Annotated in this window: 23 protein-coding genes; 13 read left to right on the top strand and 10 right to left on the bottom strand. The window is 46.1% G+C overall.

The features are described 5' to 3' along the window. Positions 1-7: 7 nt before the first annotated feature. Entirely contained in the window at positions 8-802 is a 795-nt protein-coding gene (locus MY052_RS15410) for a glutamine amidotransferase (protein WP_248537350.1), read from the bottom strand. 127 nt (positions 803-929) lie between these two features. Here MY052_RS15410 and MY052_RS15415 point away from each other — a divergent pair, with 127 nt between their 5' ends. Further along, on the top strand, positions 930-1,820 hold the full coding sequence (locus tag MY052_RS15415; RefSeq protein ID WP_248537351.1) for a LysR family transcriptional regulator: 891 nt from the start codon (positions 930-932) through the stop codon (positions 1,818-1,820). Between the two features lie 517 nt (positions 1,821-2,337). Next, on the top strand, positions 2,338-3,009 hold the full coding sequence (locus MY052_RS15420; protein WP_248537352.1) for a hypothetical protein: 672 nt from the start codon (positions 2,338-2,340) through the stop codon (positions 3,007-3,009). A 145-nt stretch (positions 3,010-3,154) separates the two neighbouring features. Here MY052_RS15420 and MY052_RS15425 read toward each other — a convergent pair whose 3' ends face one another. The 5 genes from MY052_RS15425 to MY052_RS15445 form a co-directional block, all read right to left on the bottom strand. Then, positions 3,155-4,258, bottom strand: coding sequence for a UvrD-helicase domain-containing protein (locus MY052_RS15425; protein ID WP_248537353.1), 1,104 nt, complete (start codon positions 4,256-4,258; stop codon positions 3,155-3,157). A gap of 178 nt (positions 4,259-4,436) precedes the next feature. Beyond that, on the bottom strand, positions 4,437-5,405 hold the full coding sequence (locus MY052_RS15430; protein WP_023279773.1) for an IS5 family transposase: 969 nt from the start codon (positions 5,403-5,405) through the stop codon (positions 4,437-4,439). Between the two features lie 21 nt (positions 5,406-5,426). Beyond that, complete coding sequence (locus MY052_RS15435) at positions 5,427-5,948, bottom strand: UvrD-helicase domain-containing protein (RefSeq protein WP_248537354.1); 522 nt, start codon at positions 5,946-5,948, stop codon at positions 5,427-5,429. Next, on the bottom strand, positions 5,945-7,819 hold the full coding sequence (locus MY052_RS15440; protein WP_248537355.1) for an ATP-dependent nuclease: 1,875 nt from the start codon (positions 7,817-7,819) through the stop codon (positions 5,945-5,947). The genes MY052_RS15435 and MY052_RS15440 overlap by 4 nt, the downstream gene beginning before the upstream one ends. 440 nt (positions 7,820-8,259) lie before the next feature. Next, positions 8,260-9,873, bottom strand: a complete 1,614-nt coding sequence (locus MY052_RS15445) for a restriction endonuclease (RefSeq protein ID WP_248537356.1) — start codon at positions 9,871-9,873, stop codon at positions 8,260-8,262. 465 nt (positions 9,874-10,338) lie between these two features. Between MY052_RS15445 and MY052_RS15450 the strand changes: the two genes are divergently transcribed. The 3 genes from MY052_RS15450 (at position 10,339) to MY052_RS15460 (ending at position 13,246) form a co-directional block, all read left to right on the top strand. Continuing rightward, complete coding sequence (locus tag MY052_RS15450; protein ID WP_248537357.1) at positions 10,339-10,884, top strand: TetR/AcrR family transcriptional regulator; 546 nt, start codon at positions 10,339-10,341, stop codon at positions 10,882-10,884. 30 nt (positions 10,885-10,914) lie between these two features. Further along, the gene (locus MY052_RS15455) at positions 10,915-11,904 is read left to right on the top strand and encodes a hypothetical protein (RefSeq protein ID WP_248537358.1); all 990 of its coding nucleotides are present in this window, start codon (positions 10,915-10,917) and stop codon (positions 11,902-11,904) included. 181 nt (positions 11,905-12,085) lie between these two features. Then, positions 12,086-13,246, top strand: coding sequence for an IS30 family transposase (locus MY052_RS15460; RefSeq protein ID WP_115074693.1), 1,161 nt, complete (start codon positions 12,086-12,088; stop codon positions 13,244-13,246). A 141-nt stretch (positions 13,247-13,387) separates the two neighbouring features. Here MY052_RS15460 and MY052_RS15465 read toward each other — a convergent pair whose 3' ends face one another. Continuing rightward, the gene (locus MY052_RS15465) at positions 13,388-13,816 is read right to left on the bottom strand and encodes a GNAT family N-acetyltransferase (protein ID WP_248537359.1); all 429 of its coding nucleotides are present in this window, start codon (positions 13,814-13,816) and stop codon (positions 13,388-13,390) included. 336 nt (positions 13,817-14,152) lie between these two features. Between MY052_RS15465 and MY052_RS15470 the strand changes: the two genes are divergently transcribed. After that, positions 14,153-14,488, top strand: a complete 336-nt coding sequence (locus tag MY052_RS15470) for a DUF8087 domain-containing protein (protein WP_248537360.1) — start codon at positions 14,153-14,155, stop codon at positions 14,486-14,488. A gap of 192 nt (positions 14,489-14,680) precedes the next feature. On the opposite strand, the gene MY052_RS15475 is transcribed toward MY052_RS15470, so the two are convergent. The 3 genes from MY052_RS15475 to MY052_RS15485 form a co-directional block, all read right to left on the bottom strand. Next, the gene (locus MY052_RS15475; protein ID WP_248537361.1) at positions 14,681-14,902 is read right to left on the bottom strand and encodes a DUF2188 domain-containing protein; all 222 of its coding nucleotides are present in this window, start codon (positions 14,900-14,902) and stop codon (positions 14,681-14,683) included. 149 nt (positions 14,903-15,051) lie between these two features. Beyond that, complete coding sequence (locus MY052_RS15480; RefSeq protein WP_248537362.1) at positions 15,052-15,684, bottom strand: inovirus Gp2 family protein; 633 nt, start codon at positions 15,682-15,684, stop codon at positions 15,052-15,054. 783 nt (positions 15,685-16,467) lie between these two features. Then, the gene (locus tag MY052_RS15485; protein WP_248537363.1) at positions 16,468-17,901 is read right to left on the bottom strand and encodes a YfjI family protein; all 1,434 of its coding nucleotides are present in this window, start codon (positions 17,899-17,901) and stop codon (positions 16,468-16,470) included. A gap of 499 nt (positions 17,902-18,400) precedes the next feature. On the opposite strand from MY052_RS15485, the gene MY052_RS15490 reads away from it, so the two are divergent. The 7 genes from MY052_RS15490 (at position 18,401) to MY052_RS15520 (ending at position 22,804) form a co-directional block, all read left to right on the top strand. After that, complete coding sequence (locus MY052_RS15490) at positions 18,401-19,288, top strand: GTPase family protein (protein WP_248537364.1); 888 nt, start codon at positions 18,401-18,403, stop codon at positions 19,286-19,288. Positions 19,289-19,477: 189 nt separating this feature from the next. Next, on the top strand, positions 19,478-19,630 hold the full coding sequence (locus tag MY052_RS15495; protein WP_167809833.1) for a hypothetical protein: 153 nt from the start codon (positions 19,478-19,480) through the stop codon (positions 19,628-19,630). A 135-nt stretch (positions 19,631-19,765) separates the two neighbouring features. Further along, positions 19,766-20,200, top strand: a complete 435-nt coding sequence (locus MY052_RS15500) for a hypothetical protein (protein WP_248537365.1) — start codon at positions 19,766-19,768, stop codon at positions 20,198-20,200. An 8-nt stretch (positions 20,201-20,208) separates the two neighbouring features. Next, entirely contained in the window at positions 20,209-20,643 is a 435-nt protein-coding gene (locus MY052_RS15505; protein WP_248537366.1) for a hypothetical protein, read from the top strand. 67 nt (positions 20,644-20,710) lie between these two features. Beyond that, on the top strand, positions 20,711-21,262 hold the full coding sequence (locus tag MY052_RS15510; RefSeq protein WP_248537367.1) for a DUF4234 domain-containing protein: 552 nt from the start codon (positions 20,711-20,713) through the stop codon (positions 21,260-21,262). 118 nt (positions 21,263-21,380) lie between these two features. Next, positions 21,381-22,199 (top strand): DUF932 domain-containing protein, encoded by an 819-nt coding sequence (locus MY052_RS15515; protein ID WP_248537368.1) that lies wholly within the window; start codon positions 21,381-21,383, stop codon positions 22,197-22,199. Positions 22,200-22,339: 140 nt separating this feature from the next. After that, complete coding sequence (locus MY052_RS15520) at positions 22,340-22,804, top strand: antirestriction protein (protein WP_248537369.1); 465 nt, start codon at positions 22,340-22,342, stop codon at positions 22,802-22,804. Positions 22,805-22,813 lie beyond the last annotated feature (9 nt).

Raw genomic sequence — 22,813 nt, forward strand, 5'->3', positions numbered from 1 at the left:
CTAGACCTCAATTGTTAATCGTATCTTCGCACTCGGGTATGACCGTCAGTGCTTGCGCAGCATGAATGGATATAAATATATTAAGAAGTTCTCTTGCATCAGTTGCATCAGTCAGTGCACTACGCATACCGGCTGGTTCGAACCCTTCGTTAACCAGGGTTTCAGAGCGCAGATGAATAAGTGATGCTGCAATATCGGGTGTGAATTCCGGATGAAACTGGGTTGATACCGCTTTTGCGCTATACCGAATTATTTGGTTTTTATCGTGTGTTGATGAGGCCAGAGATTGCGCGCCAGGAGGCAATTTGGTAACAGTCTGCAGGTGCGTAAGATGTGCTCTGAAACCTTCCGAAAATCCTCGGGTAAGCGGATCATACGTACCTTCTTCTGTCAGGTTTATATCAAGACAACCCATTTCGCGCCCCTGTGGGTGGTAATCGACAGTACCTCCCAGCGCATGTGCCATCAGTTGATGACCATAGCAAACACCAAACAGAGGCATACCAGCCTCAATCGCATAACGTATCCATTTTGCTGTATTCTCGCTCCATTCCAGCTTATCCGTCACCATATCCCATGACCCGGTTATAACAGCGATTCTGTTGGGATCAGGATTCGGCAGCGTTTCGCCGCTAAATACCTTAACGACCTGAATTGCATCTGGTGCAAGAGCCATTGCCCTGCTGAACCATAATGGTAAATCGCCATGTACATCCCTAAGTTCGTCAGGAGGAGTACCAGCCTGAATGAGAAGAATCTGTGGCAACTGATTGCTAACTAAAGAATTACTTTCACATTTCATAATGTACGTAGCTCCTTTCAGACTAATGGTTACTACGGTCGGATAAGCGCTGCCCTTTACAATAAAAAATATGTAATTTCAGTTCAATTGAATAAAATAGAATCCAGCATTCAATTTCGGTGAATAAATGGACATTTCAGATTTCAAAACTGTCATTGCTTTGACAGAAACAGGCAGCATTACCGGTGCAGCAAAATTGCTGCACCGGGTTCCCTCTGCAATCACCGCAAGAGTTCAGAACCTTGAGAGCCAGCTCGCAACTACTCTATTTGTAAAGTCTGGCCGTCGATTTCTTCCGACAAATGATGGCCGGGTGCTATATGAGAATGCACTGAAGATTATCCAGCTAGTTACCTTAGCAGAACAACAGGTGGTCAGGCCGGTACCTAGTGGCCGGTTCCGACTTGGCGCGCTCGACAGCATGGCCGCAACAAGGTTGCCAGAACCGCTGGCGCGGCTTTACCAACAACATCAGTCTGTGTCGGTGGAGCTGATTACCGGGACAAGCCGCGCACTACTCGATGCAGTGCTTAGCCATGAACTTGATGCAGCCTTCATCGCTGACGCACCGGCTGATGATAGGCTGGAACGTATGGCCGTATACAAGGAAGAACTGGTTATTATCGCCGCAGCAAATTTCCTGCCGATACGTTCTGCTGCCGATTTAAGTCACACAACGTTGCTGGTATTCAGCGACGGCTGCTCCTACCGTGACCGGCTAACAACCTGGTTGAGAGAAACTGGGATCAGACCTTACAGGCTGGCAGAAATGTCCTCATACCACGCAATTCTGGGAGGCGTCAGTGCAGGAATGGGGGTTGGCGTGATACCAACCCCCATCCTCGAAACGTTTCCTACACAGGAGCTAGTCACAATCCATCCCTTTAATTCTAAAAACAGTCAAATAACAACGGAACTGATATGGCGTAAGGGAGAGCTCACGGCTAATACAGGCGCCCTGATTGATATCTTGTCCTCAACGTCGAATTTACCTGACTGGCAAGATGCTGCCATCTAGTTTGAAATTATGACCGCCTGGCAGGGTCTGCAATATCGAAAACCCTACCAGATGAAGTTAGACCGCTGGCTTTTTCCGTCCTGACAGACGCTAATACCTGGCTGTAATCCGCCTTACGTTTATTAACATACGCTGAAACTCGTAACTTCCGCTTATGGTTGTGAGTTCAATGGGTCGATGCAACGCTATCCTTAATCAGGGGGGATGTTGCCATGAAACGAAGAACTCGGATTAACTAAACGCCAGAGCAGAAGGCAATTATCTGGGATAGATATAAGCAAGGTTATGGCGGGATAAATGGACAAAATTGGCTGTTCTTACAGGAATCATGCATCCAGGAATAGTTTCCGTGTACCGAAGGCAAGATCGTGCTTTGAGCCGGCTTTGAAATTCAGTTGTACTCTCGACCTTCTGTAAGTCCTTCCGCTTCTAAGCCAAATGGTGACTTTAGTTTATCTTGATAAATCCCGCTAATTAGTTTGAAATGGTGCAATTCCTGAACAAAGGGTTTAATCAGATGACTATGTCACCACCTCCTATTTTTGAAGGCGACGACTATTACAGCGTCTCTGAAGAATTTTTTAGCAAAATACCATCTGATCTAAGAGCGCCTTTTGAACAAATAATGAAGAAAGGGGCCGAGATTATTAGCGGTTGCGATAAAGAGATTGAAAGTCTGATTAGACTTATAAAGGTAATACCTACAACAACAAGCCTTAGTTACATTTATCGTCGGCTTCGTACGACCAAGTTTGAACTCACTACTGAATCGATGATGGAACAGGAGATGTTAACAACCGCTTTTGTGGTCAGCTACTCACGTTTGTTCGCCAAAAGCAATGGCACTTGCGTTCTCCAGCGCAATGATCTCCCTGTCCACCTGCGGACTGTTCATGATGAGCTTTATAAAATTCGCAACGAGCGTTATGCCCATAACGGAGGTCATAAATCGATTGATACTCTAGTAGGGTTTGCGTTCAGCGGCACAGAATTTTATATACAGGCGCAAATGAGCTTAGGGCTCCATATAGGTGGAAGAAACGAGTGGGAAGATCTAATCAAATTCATCGACGCTTCAATGCACGAACGGCTTTATAAAATACTTGCGCGTTTGAAGGAACAAACGGGCTACGAGTGGTTATTTCCAGACGGCCCGACACCAAGTTGGGTGGGCAATTACGGCGATTGAATATGTCGTGCAAGTTGATCACTATCATTGGACTTCAAATCCCTCAGTCCATAGGTGCGTTTTTAAACCTCTTTTATGGAACACCGGAACCGGGCCATTTTCTCGGCCCAGAGTGGCAAAGTTAAATTTTTCTCTTTAATTTTGTTCAGGCAGGATCAATGACGACAAGTTTGATCCATTCCTGAAAACCGGCTTTAATGAGATCTTCTTTTAATTCTTTAAGGCATGATTGTGGTACAGCCAGCCAAAACAAGTTCTTGGCCCGAGTTATTGCGACATATCCGATACGTCCTTCTTCATCACCTGTACCAGAAAGTAGCGATTTGATGTTGGATTTCTTAGCCACATACATAACCGCACCGATAGACTCCCCTTTAACCTGATGAACCGTCTCGACTCTTAGCCCGTGTCCTTGAGCCGAAACTGCACTGGTTAGTGTCTGATCTGGTAATAGTTTCTTAGTGAGTTTAGTACCTACATTGCCAGCAACTTTATATCCGTAGTGCTTTTCAATCTCTGCGAGAAGCACTTTAGTATTTGTTAATAGATTGGAGTGCCAGTCGGTCTTAGCCACAAGCGCAGACGAAGGGAGTCCCAAATCAGCGTTGCGACTGAAACACCACAGTAATCGCTTTAGTCCCTTCATCTCAGCATCCTGTGTTAACCCCTGAAGTCTAGAACTGAGGCCATGGGGTACATCCTCCAATAAGCTGAGAATAGCCCGGCAGACCAAGTTAAAGCATCCATGGTAGTTACTATGCTGATCCCTTAATAACGATGCTTCTGCTAACACCTTGACCATACCTTGCCCTGGAGGGGCAGCCCTACCCACAATTACTGCGGCTCTGTCTGCTCCCCGGCAGAGGAGCACTGCATCCTGATGCTGCATGCCTAACTCATCAATACGGTCCTTGAACGCATCAATTAATTTGGGAAGTTCCGAATCTTTGTATCCAATAAAATAAGCTCCACCTTGTTCCCCCTGGCGGTATGGTTCGTCTTGGCGGCCACTAAGAATGTTGGCGATATTGATGATTGGAGGCAGGGAACGATAATTGCGAGTAAGCTTGTAGCCGGTCACCTCTGCACGATCCTCGTAGCTATTCAGGAACTCACCGTCAGCACCAGCGAAACCATAAATTCCCTGATTAACATCCCCGATAAGCGTAACCTGGACCCCTGCAGTAATGAGTAGCTTTAAGATTTCCTTATGCAGTGTTCCCAAATCCTGAGATTCATCGACAAGCATTTGCGGGTAGCGGGCTGCCAGCGCCCTCAATACTGCAGGTTGAGAATCTAGGGTCCTATACACCCAGTACCGACCTATCTCATGAGTGTAAGCACCTAAACGTCCAAGGTCATGAATTCTCTGGCTTTGTTGAATAAATCAGATTTCGGGTAAGTCTCCCCCGTAGCGGGTTGTGTTTTCAGGCAATACGCACGCTTTCAGGCATACCTGCTTTCGTCATTTTGTTCAGCGCTCGTACCAGGGCCATAGCCTCCGCAACCTGACCATCGTAGTCACGCAGCGTCAGTGAACCCCCGAACAGCTGTTTTACCCGGTACATCGCCGTTTCCGCTATCGAGCGACGGTTGTAATCTGTTGTCCATTTCCACCGCGCATTACTCCCGGTCATTCGCTGATTAGCCACTGCACGGTTACGGTCTGCATATTCACCGGGCCAGTAACCCGCACCTTTTCGGGGCGGGATAAGCGCGCTGATTTTCTTACGCCGCAGTTCATCGTGACAGAGCCGGGTGTCGTAAGCGCCGTCTGCCGATGCTGCCCTGATTTTTCTGTGAGTCTGCCGGATAAGACCCGGGAAGGCTTCTGAGTCCGTCACATTGTTCAGCGACAGGTCTGCACAGATGATTTCATGTGTGTTGCTGTCAACGGCCAGATGCAACTTTCGCCATATACGACGGCGTTCTTTGCCGTGTTTTTTGACTTTCCATTCGCCTTCACCAAAGACCTTCAGCCCGGTGGAATCAATCACCAGATGCGCGATTTCACCTCGGGTGAACGTTTTGAAACTGACATTAACCGACTTTGCGCGCTTGCTGACACTGGTGTAATCCGGGCAGCGCAACGGAACATTCATCAGTGTAAAAATGGAATCAATAAAACCCTGTGCAGCCCGCAGGGTCAACCTGAACACGCGTTTAATGACCAGAACGGTGGTGATGGCGAGATCAGAATAGCGCTGAGGTCTTCCCCGTGATGAAGGCGTTGCCGACTCATACCAGGCCTGAATAGCTTCATCATCCAGCCAGAAAGTTATGGAGCCACGGTTGATGAGGGCTTTATTGTAGGTGGGCCAGTTGGTGATTTTGAACTTTTGCTTTGCCACGGAACGGTCTGCGTTGTCGGGAAGATGCGTGATCTGATCCTTCAACTCAGCAAAAGTTCGATTTATTCAACAAAGCCGAATTCTCTTTAAAACCTTAGCTTTATCAAGAATTTCAAGGTCATTTCTTACATCGGAATAAAAGACAAAATCCCCATCCTGTATGCTTATTTTTATGTCTTTTAATGGCAAAGGGGGGCGACCTTCACGCCAATATTTAAACCTTGCAAGAAAAGGCTCCGAACCTGACACCAGGTATGCAGCCTGAGGTGCGGCCATAGTCCTGTAAGCATGGGGACGTAAAACATGTTTGGTAAAAAAACCGTCAAGTGTATCGACTTCCACCCTTCGACGGTTAGCATCGTCTGTTAGCCCAGCAGCGAGTTCCGCATATCCTGCATTGAATGTATTGACTGCAACATTGGAGAAAGACAACAACACAACGCGGCCGCGACTGTTTTGCATTTTCTGCCGAATAGCGATCAGGCGTCTAATGGCTGTAGCTGTCTTCCCGCTTCCTGCGCACGCAGTGACCGCAATTGGCCCTAACGGTGCTTCTATGATATCTATCTGTTCCTTTGATAGTTTCAAGGCTTGACCACTCCCTGACAGACGTGCTGAATAGCTTTTTTGAGGTACTCAGGGACTTCAAAACCATTTTCTTTCGAAATCTGTTCTGCTAATGCCTGGGCAAATCGACCTTTCTGGATATTGCCGTTGCCTTTTCGCTCAAACATTCCGCAAAATAACGCTTTGGTTTTTGCGGTATTGTCTGGCTGTGCATCAACTATATTACGTAGAGCTTTAGAGATTTTTGGATGTGGGTCGGCTAATGCAGTAAGCATTGGGTCGCGGTTCGCCTCAATGAGTGCCAGATCATATTCAAGGGTCTTCAATCCATGAAAAACCTTCACGAAATCATCCTCCAGACTCTTCATCTTGATGGTATTTGCCGATAACTGCACCTGCTCTCCCAACGCTGGGTACACCTCTTTCCTTTTTACTTTTTTCTTTTTCTCAGCATTGCCAGCAGGCTCTTCATCATCAGGAGCATCTGTTTCTTCCTGGTAGGCTGCCTCAGAAAGTAAGTCATCAATTTCCTCTTCAGCCTGTTCACCCTCTGCCACGACTTCAACTTCTTCTTCTTCAAATGGATCGGCATCTGTTACTACAGCGACGGGGATTCGCAGCCCCTGCTCTCCAAAAAGCGGGAGGAAGGAGTCAAAATTAAGTCCCTCAACGCTAATGAGACTGACCCCATATCCCTTGAGATCAAAGTCCATTTTCTTAGCAAGTGCGTCAATCAACATAAGTTCTGCTGCGCCCTCAACAAAAATCACCCGGCGTGCAAAAAATAGTTCAGCCCTTGTTACGTCCAGATATCGCTCTAACTTTTCACGTTTTCCCTTTTCAAATTTGATATCACGTGGAAAGAAGGTCTCAACACCAGCTTCGTTTTCGATCAAGCATACAAGAGAGTCCAGCTTTGAATTACTGGCAAAATTTGGGGAATGGCTGGTGACAAATAGTTGTACAGGCTTTTCGCCTTCACCCGTTGGAATCCCTGCAAGGTACTGCAGCAATACGCGCTGCAGTTGGGGATGTAAATGCGCTTCAGGTTCCTCAATAATCAAACTCCTGAAAGCAGAATCAGTATTTTTAGCCAATTCACTAAGTACTACCGCCATGAAGATCAGATTATTGAAGCCCAATCCATTCTTCTCAATCTCCATGGCTTCAGCCGTCAAGGTCAGTCGGGAAGAGAGGCGCTGAAAATCAGTCACGCTGAGCCCGACAGCAAGCTCTTGCGCTAGCTGAGCACCCATCATGGAATCATGTCTGGTTGATATCGCTTTATGGGTACTCTGAATGGATTTGTCTTGTTTAAGTGTTTCGTCAAGTTGCTTTAAAGCCGTATTTATTGTGTCACGACCTGCATCATCGGTGAGCAAATGAAGTAATCGAGCCAGCTGGCTGTTACGGTTAGGACGAAGGCCCTGCGCGGCATCGCGGAGAGGCTGGAGATAGACCCCCCGAAGGTTCTCCATCATATCTGAGGTAAGCGAAACTTCTGGGTGATCACCGCACCAACGCCGGACTTTGAACCGTCCCGTCTTATCCATATCGGTATACTGGACATGGATATGCGCTTCCATTGTCATGTCTCCATTTGGCTTGAGGGCAGCTATAAAGTCCGCTTCATCTTCAAGACTTAGACCTCGGAAGACAAAATGGAAACTTATATCACCACTTGGGTCACCCTCATGCGGACGGTGTCTATCAGAACCATCGAGGCGAGGATAATTCTCATCATGACCTGCAAGAAGCGTCCGGAGTGCATCGATTGCTGCACTTTTCCCTACGTTGTTTGGGCCTACTAGAACATTTAAACCGGGTTGAAATCTCAGCGTGGCTTCACGCAGTTTGCGAAAATTCTTTATCGTGAGCTCTGCAAGATACATAAAGGTCCCTATCCTATATTGCTGTTCTTATTAATAAATAAGGCGAAGCGTGAAATCATTCCAGCTTGAATAACGAGCATATTACAAGCCAAATTCTGATATTTAAGTTGCCGCCATCTTATCACCACTGGCATTAGCGGATAAGCGCGTATCAATTGACCTGCGTCCAATTTTTGACATGAAATTTCTATAGAAAGGTTCGCTTCTGGCACTGAGCGGACCGCTTGAAGCGCCGCGAAGTATGCTCTGATCAAAAAGCGGAAGTTTGGAATGCATACTTATATTGAACTATGGGAGCAAGTCAGTTTAACGGTATAACCAAAAGGGCAGGTATTATCTGCCCTAAGCTGACATCCTTGAATTACTCGACTAAAAATCTGGTGCTGAATTTCTATTTGCAAACATTTGCAATACATATTAACCCGAACCTGGAACAGTAATTAAAAATTTGGGTTGATACGTGCTGAAACCCCAGCGTGTTCTTTTAAGAGGTAAAGAAGCCCACCTCCATCAATGAGTTCGATTGGTTTGTCTTCGCAGAAACGATATGCATCTTTACCATATTGACTTGTACACACCAGAATACCTTTGTTAGCACCTTCATTCATCATTGTTCCATAAAGATCTCTAACAGAACTGACACCGACAGTGTCTTTATATCTTTTAGCCTGAATCACCACTTTTCCACCGAGTATCGGGCGTGTGTCGAATGCCACCGCATCAACGCCACCGTCTTTTGTACCTCTCGTGAGTTTGGTGTCCAGTCCCATTTGAGTGAAAAGATTTGATACTAACACCTCAAATTCTGACGGTGAAAGTTCCATAAGGTTTGGTCGTGTTTCAAGGGCTGATAAAGCATCACCTTGTTCAATAAAGCGTTTATCAACCATGTTGAATTCGATAATAGGCTTTACTGCCTGAAGTTCATCTGGTCGCCCTGAAACTTGTGCACCTAAACTTCTAAGGCATGCGCTTTTTTCAACCCTTTCCAGTTTTATTTGCATAAAATCGTCCTTGTAAGCACGGGCAGATACTAATGTGACTTTGATGTCATGCCCACTAGTAGGATCGATAGTATCGATTACACCGTTAAACAGTACTGACGTTAAAGCAGATGCCTTGTCAGCTTCGAAAAGCTCATGCATTGTGCGGAGTGTGATTGCGGCGATTATGTTTTGATAGAGTTCTTTTATCTCGCCAACCTTTCGCGCCTTGGCATCGATGGCATCTCTCGTTTTGATATATCTGTATTCCAACTCGCGTGGTACTACTGCGATTTCAGGTAAGTTGTATTCAACCAACAACTCCTTGCTATCAGGCAAATAGGCCAACCTAAAAGTTTGTGGGAAGCCGTTCTCAGGATATTCAGACCGTGCCAACACCATTTCGCAATATGCCAGCACGCTGTCAGGATCGCAGTTGAGGTAGTCTTGCTCAAACTGGTCAACTTCGTCGTGCTGACTTTTTATTTCTTCGAGGTAAGCGATTCTTCGGGTCTGGTAATCAGCAACTAAAGCATCAAGCTCAACTTTCTGGCTTGAAAGTTTAACTGAATGATCTTCCTTACTTTTACTGAAAGATTCTTCTGCACTCTGCAATTCTCGATAATATTTGTTCTTTACCCATGGGAAAATAGTCTTCCATACAGGTGGGGCGTTCACGACTTTCATCTCTGGCTCTGGGTCTGGTAAGAGATGCTTGGGAGTTTTGAAGTCTTCGAATTTTGGGTGTTTTTTCAGTGCCGAAAAATCAATCGAATCATCAAACTCTAGAGTATGTTCCAGAAGTGTAGAAAGCGCAGAGATATTCTCATTCAACTCAGCGTTAAGATCGGAAACTTCATCTTGACGCTCTTCCAAATACATGGCTTTCGCTAACTTATCAGCCTCTTTTTGCTCACGAAGTCTCTGAGCATTATCACGTTTTATTTCGCGCTCGATACGGCGAACCTCGGCAAAATGATGACGCTCTGATCTCTTACGTTCACGCTCTGCTGCTGCAACGGCTCTGCCTGTAGCACGTATAAAACCTTCAAATCCTGATCTCCGCCCCATTCCAGTCCCCACAGCCTCCAACAGAAAGTTCAGGTTGCAACAAGTGAAGTTACCTCAAGCAACCACCCATCTAATTAATCTGTAATTAATTTACTCTATTAACACCATGCCAATCTACAATATTTTATAAAAGCAATTAGCTAATATCTTAAAATGCATAGGTTTGTTGTCTCTTAACCAATCTATAGAGAGCTGGTCACGACCATTAACTAATTCAGTGAAGAATTACCAACATCCGCTCCTGGCACGGAGCGGACGAGCTAACTGAGCTGAAGGTCCGCTGTGAGCGATAAGCGGACATTGGTGATTACCCCGCGGCGTAAACCAACCACTAATTTCTTTATCTCAAGTCCATTCGCAAGCCCAAATTTCATTCGGATTTTAACATTCTCATATACTGGACTATGTGCTTTTCTGCTTCAGTGAGATATTGACATGAAACATACCGAGCGGTATGTTTCATGAGTGACTATTAATAATCAACGTAAAAAGCAGCCCGAAATCGTAAGGGCAACATTGCTCAGATGTGCGAAAACTCTGGCAGTCAGGAGCGGTCTGGCCGCTATCAGCGTACAGGTCGTATGTGAACAGGCTGGTGTAACAAAAGGGGCTTTTTTCCATCACTTTGAGAATAAGGATGCGCTGCTGAAGTGCGTCTTTGAACAGATGATCACAGAATATTCAGAAGAAATTGACCGGCTTATATCTTCCGACCCCAATGAGAAAGGTGCATTTACTCGAGCCTATCTGGAGCAGGGATTCGCAACCCTGAAAAATGCCGGTCTTATGACCTTATGGAAATCAGCCATGGATGATGAAAACATCTGTTTCCGCTGGCGTAAATGGTATCAGGGAATGCTTGAAAAACGCGGCGATCTAGATGACAACCCACATCTTACCCTGGTGAGACTGGCCGCTGATGGTTTATGCCTTAGCTTCAGCATGCAGATAGCACAGGGAGATCCGGATAATCTCATCGCTACGCTGCGCCAGATGGCGTCCTTACCCTAGAACCAACCTTATTCAATGCAGGAGCAACATATGACCCATCCATTTCTTATTATCGGGGGATACGGCACAGTGGGTTCCCATCTTGTGTCTATACTGAACCAGTTTCTGCCAGAACTGCCAGTTGTGATCGCTGGACGAAATGCGCAAAAAGCCTGCGAAGCAGCATCCCGCTTCAGCAATGCGACCGGCATCGCCGTTGATACACAACGTGCTGACCTGGGGTTAGCCTCACAGGCTCAATTCAGCGGTATTGCCTTGTTGACCAATGATTTATCCACTCACCCAGCAGAATACGCAATCAGTCAGGGCATACCGTACACTAGCATTGCCACTCAACTGAACCACATCGCACCAAAACTTGCATTGTACCTGAATAACCTTTCGACCTGCCGCGTTCTCATTCAGGATACCAGCTTTGCCGGTGCGCTAATTTCTGCAGGAATTCACTGCACTAAAGATTTCAGGTCCGTGGAACAAATCAGGGTGGGCGTGCTGATGGATGAAAATGACCTCGGTGGCCCTGCCAGCATGTCTGATTTTGATGATTACTCCCAGAAAGAGTCGGGCCTGGTGCTGGAAAACTCGCAGTGGAAGGTACCCCGTAACGGAGATGAGCAGCGGAAATATGTCCTGAATGATGGTTCAAGTTTTATTGCTTCAAGCCTGCCAGGATTTGATGCTGCAGAATTGGCTCAGATAACGAAAGCACATTCCGTCAGGGTCGATCTAGTTGTCGGTCAGTCTCCTGGCAGCCTGAAGGGAGATAATCCGTCTGTAGAAATCCTGTATGAGATTGAAGGCATCCTTGTCAACGGCCAACATGAGAGCCTTTCATTTCAGTTGACCCACCCGAAGGGGCAGTCTTATCTGACGGCCGTTGGAGTAGCCGCAGGTATTGAGTCAATGCTGATGAATGCTAAAAAGACAGGGCTGTATCTGACTTCGCAAAAGATCAATCCAGAACTGATGATTGAACGGCTTGAACGAACCGGGGCAAGACTTCAGCCGGTGAAGATATAAGGGTTTAGCTTCTTTTCGCTAAAATTCATGCTACCGGAAACTAAAGCTGCAGGTTCATTTTAATAACATCCCCTGTAAGTCTCAGCTCCTTGCAGGGATAATATCGACTGGAACGTCCGCTCATGGCTGTGAGTTCAACGGGTCGATGCAACGCTATCCTTAATCAAGGGGGGACGTTGCCATGAAACGAAGAACGCGCATTTACTACACGCCAGAACAGAAAGCGATTATCTGGGACCGATATAAGCAAGGTGATTCCCTGCACGATATCGCCAGAATGTTCGACAGATTTCACTCTTCTATTATGCCTACAATCCACCAGACAGGTGGCTACCGTCCTCCCGTGCGAAGGCGGCACCGGTTAGCGCTCTCGCTTGATGAAAGAGAGGAAATATCCAGAGGATTGGTAGCAAAACGCAGCATCAGGGACATCGCTGCCAAATTATCAAGAGCTCCTTCAACGATTAGCCGCGAGATTAGGAGACACGGTGGTGCAAAACAATACCGTGCAGCAAAAGCCGATACTGCTGCGTGGGAAAATGCTCTGAGACCAAAACCTTGCAAGCTAATTCAAAGCCCCGCATTGTGTAAAATCATTGCAGAGAAGATGCATCAGGACTGGTCGCCGGAACAGATCGCCGGCTGGCTGAAACGCTGTTATCCGGATAGTCAGGAAATGCATGTGTCACACGAAACGATATATAAAACGCTTTTTATACAAACCCGGGGTGCATTAAAAAAAGAACTGCAGCAATGCCTCAGAAGCGGAAGAGTCGTGCGTAGATCCAGAACATCATCGCTTAAAGGGAAAGGATTAGGGTCAATCCCGGATACGATCTCTATCAGCGAAAGGCCACCTGAAGCAGCTGACAGAGCCATACCAGGTCACTGGGAAGGTGATCTGATCCAGGGCTCTAAAAACTCCTATATCGTCACCCTCGTAGAGCGTCATTCCCGTTTTGTTATGTTGGCCAAAGTCAGGGACAACAAGACCATAACGGTTATATCTGCACTCATCAAACAAGCCCGTGAATTACCTGCTGAGCTTTATAAAACATTAACATGGGACCGGGGTGCTGAAATGACCAGCCATACCCGGTTTACCGTAGCTACAGATATTCAGGTTTACTTCTGCGATCCTCAATCCCCCTGGCAACGCGGCTCAAATGAAAATACAAACAGATTACTCAGACAGTATTTTCCAAAAGGAACTGACTTATCGGTTCACAGCCAGCAAAGACTAAACAGTGTTGCCAGACAGCTCAACGAGAGGCCGAGAAAAACGCTAGACTATGAATCACCCGCAGAGCGGTTCAATCAATGTGTTGCATCCATCGGTTGAACTCACAGCACAAAGCGGACAGGATTGCTGGGCTAAAGGTCTGCTTTGAGCGAGGAGCGGAAGTTCATAGAGATGGCAGATAAGGGGGAGACTGGAACACCCTGCTGTATACATAATGGCAGGGCTCATAAGTATGCTAAGTCATTTTCTTCTTTCAAGAAGCAGGACTGGCTTATCATAATTACTATTACACCACTGATGTTTTTTTATTACTGCCTGAGGTACTTTCCCCATATCCTTCACAGGCGTGAACCCCATAGAACCGTAGAATCCTTCCAAATTTTCAAATGGCAAACAGTATAATATCGAGAGATCTGAATTCTTAATCAGGAAGTCCACAACTTTTCTGGCGATCCCTAAACCTTCATTGCCTGGGTATACATAAATCCCGCCTAGCTCACCGCTCTCAGCATCTATAGCACCTACTCTTCCCTGACCGGCAGGCTTACCGTCACAGGATGCAAGTACGATTAGTTCGCCTTCATGAGAAGGAACAAAATCGACCTCTTCGTAGCGCTTGTTAACAGCGCCCAGATCTGTGGCGGTGGCAACTCTCAAAAAAATTTCCATTACCTTTCCTAAATCGTGTATTTGCAATCTTGGGCTTAGAATAATAATTAATTCATCACGATGATACTTAGCTGGCTAATAAAATCAAGGAGTGATCATGATTAATGTCCGCTCCTGGCACGGAGCGGACATGCTGATGTGCATCGTCCATCAGTTGAACTCACAGCGATGAACGGAAATTCGTTTTCGGGTAACATAATCCATATGCATGAGGATTTCTAAAAGATAATGGGGCCTCTAAGCTGGATACTTACAACGATTCATGCCGTATTCACCATAAGCACTCTGTTTGGCGAATTTTTAATCAAACAATAAACACCAATAAAAGGAATTTTCATGAACAATATTCCATCTATGCCGCAGTTAGGGGTTTATGTCTCAAAAATCGATCCCACCTTTCGCATCACTGTAACCGACGTTGATATTGTTGATGACGATGATGACTCTCCTGATGATGAATTGTTTTATTTAGTCCGCTGGATCGAGGGGGAGGATGAAAGTGATTTGTCTGCGATGGAATTTGAGCTAGACCCAGCAGGGTGGAAGGCTTTCGTCGAGTCTGAGCAATTAGTGTTTGAGCGCGACCCCTACATGGATTCAGTCCCTGAAAATTCAAACCTTGCGAAAATTCGGGATTTACTCATGAAAACTAAGCAGAATGACCGTTCGTAAGCACCCATCAGGAAAGATGACTTAAGGAATGTAATCCATATCAAATGGAGAAGGTATTACGTGGGGTGCATACGATTCCTACAAATGATGAAGCCAGGGTGTAATTTTTGATATCTTCTGGCCATAGTCGGCAGTAGCGACTATTTAAAAGACAAAAAAGCAGGCGCATACCTGCTTTGGATATCACGGGGGTTAACCTTTCGGTGGGAAGTCATCCCTCCCGTGGGAATCCTTATCCCGGATCTGCCCATTTGGTCGGTGAATAACCAGTTCGCTCTCCTGGTTACGAGCAATAGCACGACCAGCGTCAATAGCTTCCTGCTGCGTACGATGCGTTGAGGTAACGCGCTCGTTGCCTTCCCCACGCACAGCCCATTCCCCGTTGTGCGGTACTACATGCTGATTCTTACCCATCTGTATTACCTGACATGTGATAACACCATATGGTGCTAATAGATAGTATAGATACTACATATTGCGTCTCGTTTGCACCCGATCACATTACCAGAACTACGTTGTATTGAAGATAACTACTTCATGCGGCTAAGCGCGGGCCGACAAGATTAATACTGGCTACACCCCATCGACCGTTCTCGTGAGCTGTACGCTTTCGTACGTTCTTTAGCGAGATAGCTCAACCGAAATACTAGGCGCTTATAATGCACTGAGTAATCACTGGCATTTGTCTCCAACACATAGACCGGATTATCGGGAAACTCGACCAGCGACCGGTAATCATCATAGTCACGTAAATCTAATGCACTCATCCATGCACTTTGAATCATCACCCAAAGGCTTTGAGGATTATCTGCACTCCCTAATCCACGAAAGAGATCTTTATTCAAAAATAAAACGACATGGTAGTGAGGATAAACAGCAGTATCTATTTCTCTCACCCAGAAGTAACGTAACCGACAAGGATGTGCTCGTTTATCTGACCGTTTAAGTCTGTGCCGGTAATGCGCTATTTTCGCTCTGAGAGAGCTTATAAAGCGGCTTAGCAGATCACGTGACATATTAGGGTTACAACATACTGAGTCCTCTGTAATCCATTCTGGTGACATACGCAGGTCAATTCGTATTGCTAATGACCTTGGGTATTCATCCTGTGCTGACTGTAGTACATCCCCCAATCGTTGTAGATAGTGTTGATTAAAAGGTTCTTGACGTTGATCAAGATAGTCTTGAGGGAACATATAATACATCCTTTGTTGCAAATTCGATTGTTAATGACTCTATTGAAATGATTACTACAGATAACCAATTCCAATAGAGCCTTGTAATAACAGGTGGATATAATTTATCAACAGATAATACCCAGCCATCACCTCCATGTAAGTACAGGAGAATGTTTAATAACTAAAATAAAACCATAATCACATTCCAATGTTGTGGTGATTGTCATTAACCAACATCACCATACAGGTAACAGGATTTGTTATGTCAACCAGTCATGGTCGTTGATATGTTTGATTGTCGTATTAATAATAGTCATTCATGTACTCACTAACGTATATCAATACATCATGCTCTATTGCATACTAGTCAATATAGATACTTGAGCATAGATAACCCTTGTATCTACGTAATGGCATTTACGGATAGATGATAACCTATACAGATACACTGTTGTATATATTACAGATGTACTTATATATACTACTGTATATAATACTATTACCGACAGTAAATACTCACAATTATCCACCACCCTCTTCTTTATATAGCACCTCTGTTTTTTTAATTAAATCAGCCAGAAATATTACTCTTAAGTTAACAACGTGAAAATATAAACCAAACACTGCTACATACCCTTATATTTCATGACCTGAAGCTTTATTCAATATAGCTATCGATTATAAGTTTCAAATGATACATACCAATGGTTAGAAAAAATATAGTATCTATATAAAATCAATTTTATCTAATTTTCACCTCTTTTCCTTGCGATAAGTTGCGACAATCGCAAGAGTAGCAACTCAGTAATGCTTGTAAGCTGGATTTTTTGTAAAAATATTGTTATCAAAATTTGTATCTTTACGCACCATTTTTCTGCTGTTTAAATAATAGATCTCAATCACGCATGCATCTGCCAGATTATTTATTACTCGTTCTAGCAATTTCCCCTTACGTAATGCATTAGGGCCAAATCGCCGTATGTCGTTATATCTCACAGAGTCAAACTGAGAGCGATAAAAATCGCGTCGTAGCCATGAAATCAGCAATGCCTCATAATAGCCATCATCTTGCCCAAAAAGATTAATCGCCTGTTCCATATACCATTCACACAGCAACCATGCCCCCTCAACATGCTCTTTTTGTATTAAAAACTCACCTTCTGTAAAGTAAGTAAATAGGGCTGATAACCGTGCTACGTTATTAGCCAGTTTTGAAGCAAAGTCACTCATATTAGAATAGCTTTCGCCTGTTTTAATTCGGCTCTCAATTACATTATAAATTTTGTCCCACGCATCCTGCGCAGAAAGATCAAATGAAAGAATTTTCTGCTCACCGGAACTGGCAGATTTCCCCTCCTCAGAGATTAGCGCTTCCAGACGCTGATGAAAAAATTCAAGATCTCCTAACCTCCCTATATTAGGTTGAATATAACGTTCACCCTGTGTAGAGAGACTTTCATCAATATACACAGGTAAACAACGTGCAAAAAAACCGCTACCTCGGGCTTTTGATCCCTGCCGCTTCAAATATAAATCAAATGTCTTTTTTTGAACCATGAGTGACAGTGTGACACGACCATTTTCAATGGTAAAACTTTGCGTCGTTTTTCGATCCACGCGAAAAGATGCTCCATCCCACATAGTATTAATAAAACTTAAATCGTTCATCACCTGTCTTTCAAGAATATTTGCCCCTTCATCAGCAATCAATCCGATATGCGGAGAATGACTGTACATCGCAAACTGCAATGCCTCCGGGGTGACATTATTATAAATATGTTGACAGATTTTAGGCTGCACTGGTTTTTCAAGCTGCAACGCTCTCAGGTTTTGTGACTCCTCATGAGTGCATTCCCCCTTAGTCGTTTTTTTCTTAATAATATTTAAAATTGCCTTTTCCCTTGTATTCCATATTTTCGTATCAACTTCGAATATCTTCCTCTGCTCCTCTGCCTGTCGTAGCAAACAAGCGTCATGCTGATAAAATGGGCTAAGCACCATACGATCCACGGTTGTTTTTCTCTCACCAGAGTTAGCTATAACGAATAAAAACAAGGATACCGGAGCGGTCACGGATTCATTTAATTTTACGTTGACAGTATTCTGGCAGGCTAAAGACATGGCTCCAATCACGGATGAAGAAATCAGTTCTATCGGTGCCTGCGTGCGTTCCTGAATATCACGAATTGTTTCGCGAATGCTCTCAGGAAAAGCTCTAAGTGGAAAACGGATCATAATTCCCTCATTGGTTACGTTCTGTTAGATGCGAACAATAAATCGCAACTGCAATCGCAAGTCAAACACAAAAGGAACCGTCAAATGGTATCGTATCAAATGAGTTCGATTTGACTCTATTTGGATTATAAGACCAGTTAGCATCAGATTAGATGTGCCTGGAAAAGAAACACTACCTGACGATGATTTATACCAATGCCATCAGCCAGTCCAGGTATGAGAGACATGATTTGTTTACCATCATCTACAGGGGCCGCATGTTAACAAAATGTTTTCCGAACATCACTACAGCGCCCTGAAGAATAAAAATATACTTAGCCTAGAAAGATATTTATTAAGATAGTTTATTTAGGTTCCAAAAAACCGTCTGGAGATTCATGAGAACAATCTAATCATTTATAAATGAATCTCAGTTATATATTACATTATTGAATAACAGCATATCTCACTTAACAGACCATCCCGAAGGATGGTCTGTTTCATTTCTGAGGAGTTATCAATGAAACAGACTTCTGGCTATCAGATTATCCGCCGTCATTTACGTCGCTATCCCCGCACATTACGCCACGCTCTGATTAAGGAACTCAGCCAGCTTATTACTTACGAACCTGTTATCGGTATTATGGGCAAAACAGGTGCAGGTAAATCGTCCCTCTGTAACGCCATGTTTCGCAGTGAAGTCTGTGCAGTCAATGCCGTTGAAGCCTGCACCCGCGAGCCACAGCGTGTGCGTATGCAATTCGGGCAACATTATCTCACCCTGGTCGACCTGCCGGGCGTGGGGGAAAGCCAGTTGCGGGATACTGAATATCGCAAACTCTATCGGGAGCAGCTCCCGAAACTGGATATGGTGCTGTGGGTGTTAAAAGCGGATGACAGAGCCTTCTCTGTGGAAGAGGCCTTTTATCTGTCTGTTTTCGCCCGGTCCGGCAGTGCCATACCACCAGTGCTGTGGGTACTCAATCAGGTCGATAAAGTGGAGCCTTCTGAACGATGGAACTGGCGCTCTGCGAGTCCGTCCCCTGCTCAGCTTGAAAATATTGAGTGTAAGCAACGCGCCATTGCCCGCCAGCTACATATAGAGGAAAAGGGCATCATTCCGGTATCCGTAAAGGGGCGTTACCACCTGTCTCGGATTGTGGAGCAGATGATAAACCGCCTCCCAAAGCAGGCACGCAGTCCGCTGCTGCCCCACCTGCATCAGTCATATCACTCCGCTCCCGTCCGGGAAACCGCCCGCTGCAGCTTTGGCGACGCCGTTGTTGAGACCCTTGACCGGGTCATTGACAGCGCCCCGTTGCCACAGATTGCCCGTAAGGCGCTGCAGGCTGTTACGCACACTGTTGCCCACGTTGCCCGCAGCGTCTGGTCCTTCTTTTTCGATTAGTTTTCACATCTGACGATAAAGTATTTTGCTTGTTCATGATCGATTTTGTCGATCGTTCCGATCTGTTTTATTCATTATCCCTATCTATATTGCGGCTATAAAATTAGCTAGGGATAACGACTACTTAATTTAAATCAACAGGATAGCTGTTACAGCTCCGGCTTCCGGATGTAATGGTAAGGAGATGGCATGCCACTGGTTTTGTTATGGATTTTTCTGGCCGTCGTGCTGGGTTTTCTGGCGAAGGGGGCCGGGCGGTCATTCTGGGGATGGTTTATCCTGGCGATGATAATCGACCCGATTCTCGCCGGGTTGCTCTTCTTTCTCATCGTCAGAGACTGAGGGGCGCTATGGCATTCCCGCACCGACTGGCACGGAAAATTTTCCGCTGCCTCATTATCAACATCGTTCTCACGATTTTTATCGTGTTCGCCATGATATTCCTCGTCGACACATTCGCCCCATAGGGAATTCAGTATGAAACGACTAACCCTGCCTGCACTGGCACTCCTGGCTTTCTCATCCACACCCGCTTTAGCGGGCAACTGGAGATACGCCAGCGGAGAGTATTACTACACCATTAATCGAAACAGCGTGTTTTCTATGGATGACACGCCCGGGCATGAATATATCCAGGTGAAAACAAATGAGAGGAGCAAAAAGGTCTGTCAGACACCGGAAAACACCAATGTGGTCCTGACCCTCAATAAACAGCCTGTACAGGGGGAGCGTTACATCTGGCAGAAGAAAGGGGAATGTCAGATATCCCTGATTATTCGGGGCAAACCCACCCAGCAGTGGCTGGTGAATTACCTGAGTGAACAGGGGCATGTCATCACGCTCTCTGATATGACCGGTGATTTTAAAATCAGCGGACGTGGCTTTAAAGATTTCTGGGATGCAAACCAGTGAGGTAAATAATGAAATTTTCAGCAAAGGCCTTTTTCTCCGCCACGGTATTTATCCTTGCCATACCGACAGCGGCCATCGCGGCCACCATAACCACGCAAACGCGTATTCCCGACAGTCCCTATATCCTCGCCAGTACCGGGGCCGGGGATGGCCTGTGGTGCAACGGTTGCGGTGGTAAACAGGGCTGGGTGCACATCGACAGTGACGAAATGATGACACTGGGCGCAGGGACCACTGTTGCGGCCTCAGGCGGCAAATTTGCCATTTTGCGAACCGATATGGGGATGTCCTGTCCGGCAGGCAATATCAGCGTCCTGGACCTGGAAGCCGGGAAATATGTCGGCCCGGAAATAGATGAATGTAATGATGAAAAAGTCGATTACAAAATCAGCAACGGTAAATGGTGGGTGAAGGTCCGCAATCATATGTATTCCGGAAAATAAACTCCATTCTTTTACAACCCAGATTCACCGTTCTCTTTCAATATTCCCCTCTGTTTAAGGATAAATAATGACAGCTATTAATGAGCTCAGCACACATCTCAACACAAAAACACTGAATTTTGTCTTACTTTCGTTCGTCACCTTTGGCATTTATCCGCTGATGTGGCTTTACCGCAAACAAGGCATCATCATCGACACCACGAAAGTCTCGTTTTCCTCAGACCTCTACGTTCTGTGGATAGCTATCTGTTATGGCATTTCGCGCCAGCTCAGTGTGATGGGCACCACCGACCCGGAAATGTATGGCTATGACCCGACAATGGACGCCATTGCCATGCTCGGCGGTGTGCTCTCCATTGCCAGCGCTGTGATGTACATCATCTGGGCCTTTAAAGCCCGCACGGCGCTGCAGAGCTATGTGCTGAATACCTTTAAGTTTGAGCTGAAGATGAATATCTTCTACCTCATCATCTTCAACGTGTTTTATATCACCTACTGCATCAATGCGATGCCGGAGGCTTTTGCTAAACACAAAATTATCCAGGGTGGCTTAACCGCTGCGCCTGTCGAAGCCACTTTACCGGCGGGGAATAGCCAGGCCGACACGGACCCGAAATAACCGTGCGGTAACTTTCGCTGTCATTACAGAATCCCGCCATTCCCTGATATACCCCATCTGATGCCCTGCTCGTATGAGCAGGGCTTTTTCGTTTATGCCATCCACAAAGGTAAACCCCATGAAATTAGCCAGCCGCTTTGGTCGCGTGAATCTTATCCGCCGCGACCGTCCATTAACCCATGAAGAACTGATGCAACATACCCCCAGCGTGTTCGGTGAAGAGAAGCACAGCTCCCGCAGTGAGCGCTACGCCTATATCCCGACCATTGCCTTGCTGGAGAGCCTCCAGCGTGAAGGTTTCCAGCCATTCTTTGCTTGCCAGACACGCGTCCGTGACCAAAGCCGCCGGGAACACGCGAAGCATATGCTGCGCCTGCGCCGTGCCGGGCAAATCACTGGTCAACAGGTTCCGGAAATTATTCTGCTCAACTCGCATGACGGCTCCAGCAGCTACCAGATGCTGCCGGGCCTGTTCCGTGCCGTCTGCTGTAATGGCCTGGTCTGTGGAACGTCTTTTGGGGAAGTGCGGGTGCCTCATAAGGGCGACGTGGTGGAGAAGGTTATCGAAGGCGCTTACGAGGTGCTCAGGATATTTGACCGGGTGGAAGAGAAGCGTGATGCCATGCAGTCGCTGATACTGCCCCCGCCAGCACAACAGGCGCTGGCTAAAGCAGCCCTGACGTACCGTTTTGGCGAGGAACATCAGCCTATCGCTGAATCACAGGTGCTAAGTGCCCGTCGCTGGCAGGATGAAAAGAATGACCTGTGGAGCGTCTTTAACCGGCTTCAGGAAAATCTGAGTAAAGGAGGTCTGTCCGGTCGTTCAGCACAGGGGAAACGCAACCGGACTAGAGCAGTAAACGGTATCGACGGCGACATCAGGCTGAATCGTGCGTTATGGGTAATGGCGGAAGAGCTGCAGCAGGCGCTGAGTTGAAGCGGATGGTATCTTGCCTTCCGCCTGGACGACGTAATCTGCCAATAACCCATCTTTCTGTCCCCCTCTGAAATCTATCTCTCAACCGTAGGGCCTCGTTCAGCGAGACCTCAATGATTATCTTTCATAAGGAACATCCCATGAGTAACACCACCAGCTTGCACACGCTTGCAGATGCTGACAACACAGCTCTCATCACCGCCACGTTGCTGCCCGATGCACAGCGGCTTCATTTCTGGCCGCAGAATTTTGGCGGTATCCCGCAGTGGATACTGCTGGAGCCGCGTATTTTTGGCTGGATGGACCGGTTTTGTGAGAATTACAACGGCGGCATCTGGCGCTTTTATACACTCATTAATGGTGGGGCCTTTATGGCCCCCGAGCCAGATGATGAGAACGATGAGCAATGGACGCTGTTCAACGCCATGAACGGCAACAGTGCTGAAGTAAGCCCCATGGCTGCTGGTATCACCGCTTGCCTGATGGAATACAACCACCATGCCTGCCGCACAGAGTGTGATGCCATGACGGCGCATTATTACCGCCTACGGGACTATGCCCTGAGCCACCCCGAATGCAGTTCCATTATGCACATCATCGACTGAGGGATTTAC

This window comes from Kluyvera ascorbata, from assembly GCF_023195735.1.
GTDB classification, from domain to species: domain Bacteria; phylum Pseudomonadota; class Gammaproteobacteria; order Enterobacterales; family Enterobacteriaceae; genus Kluyvera; species Kluyvera ascorbata.